This window comes from Hafnia sp. (assembly GCF_036648275.1).
Lineage (GTDB): Bacteria > Pseudomonadota > Gammaproteobacteria > Enterobacterales > Enterobacteriaceae > Hafnia > Hafnia alvei.
Map to the genome: position 1 here is coordinate 1 of NZ_JAVXIQ010000062.1, position 5,462 is coordinate 5,462.

The following is a 5,462-nucleotide window of genomic DNA, read 5'->3' on the forward strand; positions in this document are numbered from 1 at the left end:
CACATAAAACACTTACCCTCCTAAGTAAAAGCCACCTCCACCCTAAATCCTCCGCTTTCCCCGTCACTAAAGCTAGCCGTCATCCCATGCAATGTCGCGATGCGTTGCACGATGGAAAGCCCTAGACCGCTGCCCGTTTTTTCTTGACCAGGTGGGCGGAAGAAGCGTTCGCCGATGCGTTTTAGATACTCGGGGCTGACGCCGGGGCCGTTGTCTTCGACGCTGAAATGCGTTGCGGTTAACGTGATTTTGACCGTGCTGCCGCGTGGGCTGTAGCGGATGGCGTTATCCAGCAGATTACGTACCAGCAGTGCCAGTAACAGCGGCTGAGCGCGGCGAGGCGGCGGTGTTTGGCGAATATCCAACATCAGTTCCACACCGTTGGCCTGCGCCTTATGGTAGTTATCCATTACGCCGGTTTGCAGGATATCCGCGATGGCGATCTCCTGTACGTCATCCAAGCCAGACAATGAATCCAAGCGTGAAAGCGTGAGCAACTGATCGACCACTCGCGTTGCGCGATCGATACCTTCTGTGAGGTTCGTCAACGCGTGCTCGCGCATAGCGGTATCATCTCCGGCGAGCTGAGCAACTTCGGTCTGTACTTTCAACGCGGCCAGCGGACTGCGTAGTTCATGAGCCGCATCGGAGGTAAATCGACGCTCCCTTACCAGCATTTCACCCGTTCGAGCAAATAGGCTGTTAAGCGCTTCAACCAACGGCTTCACTTCACTCGGGAGTGACAGCAATGGTAACGGCGTTTCATCTTCTGGCTGACGTTGGTGCAACCGTTTTGCTAAGCGCTTGAGCGGTGCGAGTTCGCGAGTGACTAACCAAATCAGCAGCAAAATCATGATGGGAAGGGCGATAATCCATGGCACAAGCTGCGCTTTAACGATATCAATCGCCATATCGTGGCGATAATCCCACTCTTGCCCAACCACGACGCGGTATTTGCCGTCGGGAGTGGTTAGCCATACTAAACGCCACAGATCTTTATCGCCTTGCAACTGGTCGTCGGTGAAGCCGTCGCGTCGGTAGTGATATTGCAAATCGGGGCCGTTGTCTCCATCGTTCAGCACCATTTTTCCGTCAGTGGTGAAAATGGCAAAGGTGAGCGCGTCATCGTCCAAATCGCCATGGCTGTGGCGCACGATCTTTTTGCTACGCGGTAGCTGTGGGCTTTTAAGCGTAAGATCGCTGATGTTGAGCGCCGTTAGGCGTTTGGCAAACAGCATTTGCTGAGTATCAAAGAGCTCATCGATGTTATTGCGGGTTTGATTCCACGCCAACAGACTCGCGCAGACCCAAGTAATGGTGATGAGTAGGATGAACCCGATGATCAACCGCAGTCGCAGGCTAAGCGTGAGCGATTTCATGTTGCTTCTCCCAGCGTGTAGCCGATGCCGTGAACGGTTCGAATAAAGCTGCTGCCGAATTTTTTACGTAAATGATGGATATGAACCTCAATGGCATTGCTGGAGACATCGTCGTCCCAGTTATAAATTTTTTCTTCGATGAGCGGACGGGGTAACACGCGTCCTTCGTTGCGTAGCAGCAGTTCGAGCAACGCAAACTCCTTCGGCTTTAAATAGATCGCTTCACCCTCGAGAGTGACGGTGAGATTAATGGGATCGAGTGAAACCGGGCCGTGAGTTAATGTGGTTTGAACTTGTCCGTGACGGCGGCGGATCAGCGCCTGTAAACGAGCGGCGACCTCAATGAGTGCAAAAGGCTTACACAGATAGTCATCAGCACCCTGTTGCAGTCCTGCAACGCGTTGCTCCAAGGCGTCACGTGCGGTGAGGATGAGTACCGGCTCGTCGTGTCCGTTTTGTCGCCATTTGCGCAGGATATCTAATCCGTCCATACCCGGCAGGCTGAGGTCGAGTACCACAGCATCGTAAGGCGCAGAATCTAACGCGTTGAGTCCTTGCTTACCTTCGGTAAACCAATCGACGCTAAACCCCATCTTTATTAAACCTGCTTTGATACCGTCGCCGATCAGTTTGTCATCTTCAATGAGTAATACCCGCATAACCGTGTCCTTTATGCTGCGCTGTATGGTTTTATCTAACTATTTGGCAAGGGCTTTGTACAGCCTAACACTGCGCGGATCCAGCCTAATAGGCAGTTTTTAAAAATATAATTGGTTAAACTGTATGCTTAAGATCTTGTTAAGAACTCTTTGGTGTAATGCTTTCCGAAGAGCAAAAACAGCAACTGTTTCTGCAGAGATTAATACAATAAAGAGAGAGAAAAATAATGAAAAAGACAGCAGCTTTATTAGCCATCCTTGCCGTATGTAGTGCGCCTGTTCTGGCTCAGAACGGTGGCTTTGTAGACCCGAACGCACCGGCCACTCAAACTACGCAAACAACTCAGGCAGCCGGTGGTTTCAATGGCCCTAGCGCAGGAGCGATGACCGTAGAGAAAGCCAAAACGATGAGTGACGATACTTGGGTGACCCTGCGCGGTAACATCGAGCAACGTATCGGCGGCGATCACTACACCTTCCGTGATGCAAGCGGCACCATGAACGTGGATATCGACCACAAACGCTGGAATGGGCAAACCATTACCCCGAAAGATACCGTTGAGCTGCAGGGGAAAATTGATAAAGATTGGAACTCTGTTGAATTAGATGTGAAGCAGATTACCAAAGTAAAATAGTGATTATCGCTGAAAGGGCTGGAGATTCTCTCCGGCCCTTTTTTTATGGGAAAACTAAATCGTTAATGCGAGTCGGGTACCCTGATCGATTGCGCGGCGAGCATCTAGCTCACGAGCGACATCGGCACCGCCGATGAGATGGACGGTTTTTCCCATATTTTGTAGCGGGGCCAGCAGCGCCTGCTGTGATTCCTGACCGGCGCAAATAATCACATTATCAACGGGTAGGCACTCTATTTGCCCATCTCGAATGAGGTGGAGACCATGTTCATCAATATGATGATATTGGGCACCGTTTATCATGATTACGCCACGTTTTTGCAGACTAACGCGATGGATCCATCCGGTCGTTTTCCCCAATCCTTCACCGACTTTGCTGGTTTTGCGTTGCAGCAAATAGATTTTTCGTGGGCTGTGCGTTGGATGCATCCCATCCTTAGCCAATCCGCCACGCTGTTTTAGCTGCAAATCAATTCCCCACTCTTCGGCGAAAGCCGCGCTGTTTAAGCTGGTGGATTGCCCAAACTGGCTGAGATACTCCGCGGTATCGAATCCGATCCCGCCTGCGCCAATAATCGCGACCCTTTTACCGACCGGTAGTTTATCGCGCAAAACCTGCGTGTAGCTGAGAACGTGTGGCATATCGCTACCCGGCAGATCTAAATGGCGTGGCACGATCCCCGTTGCGAGGATCACTTCATCGAATTCACTTAGATCCGCGGCTTCTACGCGCTGCCCCAAGCGTTGCTGAATATTGTGGATAATCAGCAGCCGTTTGAAATAGCGCAGAGTTTCATGGAACTCCTCTTTGCCGGGGATCTGTTTGGCGATATTAAATTGACCACCAATTTGATTGTCAGCGTCGAACAAGGTTACGTGATGTCCACGCTGGGCGGCGGTGGTGGCAAAGGCTAATCCTGCGGGACCTGCGCCTACCACGGCGAGCCGTTTAGGTTTCTCGGTGGCGGTGAGCACCAGTTCAGTTTCATGGCAAGCACGAGGGTTAACTAGACATGAGGTGAGCTTGTGCTCAAAAATTTGGTCTAAACAGGCCTGATTGCAGCCGATGCAGACGTTGATCTCATCGACTCGTCCGCTTGCCGCTTTTTGCACAAAGGCAGGATCGGCCAAGAATGGGCGAGCCATAGAAACCATATCCGCACACCCATCGGCCAGCACGGCTTCCGCAACGTCTGGATGATTGATGCGGTTGGTGGTGATAAGCGGAATCGACACTTTCCCCATCAGACGGCGTGTTACCCAGCTAAATCCTGCACGCGGCACCATGGTCGCGATGGTTGGAATGCGAGCTTCATGCCAGCCAATACCGGTGTTAATTAATGTCGCCCCTGCGTGTTCCACCTGAACGGCTAACTGCTCGATCTCTTTCCAGTCCGAACCTTCCTCGACTAAATCCAGCATCGATAATCGATAGATGATGATGAACTCTCGTCCAACGGCGGCGCGCACACGGCGCACACATTCCACCGCGAAACGCATACGGCGCATGAAATCGCCGCCCCATTCATCATCGCGCTGATTGGTGCGAGCCGCTAAAAACTGATTAATGAGATAGCCTTCTGAGCCCATGATTTCCACGCCGTCATAGCCTGCATGCTGTGCCAAACGTGCACACTGGGCAAAATCAGACAGCGTTTGTTGGATCATATCTTCCGTCATTTCAATGGGCGGATAAGGGTTGATGGGGGCTTGAATGGCTGAAGGCGCATGAGGTTGAGGCTGATAGCTATAACGACCAGTATGCAGAATTTGCAGGGCTATTTTTCCACCTGCCTGATGCACCGCATCGGTAATAATTTTATGATGCGGGATCTGATTCTCATGATCGAAAATAGAGGCACCGGCATGAACCACGCCGTGCTGATTCGGGGAGATACCGCCAGTCACGATTAAGCCTACGCCCGCACGTGCACGTTCGGCATAAAATGCGGCCAAGCGTGCGCTGCCATTAGGATGCTCTTCTAGCCCAGTGTGCATCGAACCCATCAGAACTCGATTCTTCAAGGTTGTAAACCCGAGATCCAATGGGGCAAGCAGGTGAGGGTAGTGGTTCATGCGGCTTTCCTTATTTCGCGCAGGCTAAACGGTAGCTTTCTGGTCGGATGAGTTCTTTAAATCTAGTCTCTCCACGTTGCTTTGAAAGTTGTATGTTAATGAAGTGTGATTGTTCTCAACATTGTTGCGGTGCAAGAGTGAAAACAGTGACCTGCATCAATCATTTACCCTAGTGTCTATTCTGATATGGAGATAAGCATGAGTCGTGTTTTACTGGTTGTTGATATGCAAAAGGGCGTTTTTTCAACTCCGAGAATGGATCGCATTGGTCGCGTAGAACGAATTAATCAACTGAGTCGCGCTGCTGAACGGGTGATTTTTATACTTCATAATGAAGCTGACCTCCCGCTAGGCAGCGATGAATGGGAACTGTTACCCGAACTCTTCCAACCGGAAGACAGTATCTATGTGGATAAAACGGCCTGTGATGCATTTTATCGCACCACGCTCGCGGATGAACTAGCGGCTCTGGATGCAAAACACATCACGATTTGTGGCTGTGCAACGGATTACTGCGTTGATACTACTATCAAAAATGCCGCTAGCCGTGGTTATGCTCTAACCATCGCCAGCGACGCCCACACCACCGCCGATCGCGGGTCTCTGAAAGCCGAACAGCTGATCCCTTATTTCAATGAGGTATGGGCAACGTTAGCCATTCCCGGAAACCGAATTGAAGTAAAAACCACCGCAGATATTTTGCAGGAATGGGG

General features: G+C 51.1%; 5 protein-coding genes. 2 read left to right on the plus strand and 3 right to left on the minus strand.

Translation table 11 applies throughout. The annotated features are described in order from the left end of the window. Positions 1–20: 20 nt before the first annotated feature. Together qseC and qseB are read right to left on the minus strand one after the other, a co-directional pair. Entirely contained in the window at positions 21–1,379 is a 1,359-nt protein-coding gene (gene qseC, locus RSC70_RS20860; RefSeq protein WP_064575138.1) for a quorum sensing histidine kinase QseC, read from the minus strand. Next, positions 1,376–2,038, minus strand: a complete 663-nt coding sequence (gene qseB, locus RSC70_RS20865; protein ID WP_039187907.1) for a quorum sensing response regulator transcription factor QseB — start codon at positions 2,036–2,038, stop codon at positions 1,376–1,378. The genes qseC and qseB overlap by 4 nt, the downstream gene beginning before the upstream one ends. A gap of 227 nt (positions 2,039–2,265) precedes the next feature. On the opposite strand from qseB, the gene RSC70_RS20870 reads away from it, so the two are divergent. Further along, positions 2,266–2,673, plus strand: coding sequence for a YgiW/YdeI family stress tolerance OB fold protein (locus RSC70_RS20870; protein WP_008814924.1), 408 nt, complete (start codon positions 2,266–2,268; stop codon positions 2,671–2,673). Between the two features lie 54 nt (positions 2,674–2,727). Here the strand turns inward: RSC70_RS20870 and RSC70_RS20875 are convergent, their stop codons facing one another. Further along, complete coding sequence (locus tag RSC70_RS20875; protein WP_064575135.1) at positions 2,728–4,749, minus strand: oxidoreductase; 2,022 nt, start codon at positions 4,747–4,749, stop codon at positions 2,728–2,730. Between the two features lie 198 nt (positions 4,750–4,947). Here RSC70_RS20875 and RSC70_RS20880 point away from each other — a divergent pair. Continuing rightward, the coding region (locus RSC70_RS20880) for an isochorismatase family protein (protein WP_442904341.1) at positions 4,948–5,462 on the plus strand (515 nt) is incomplete at its 3' end.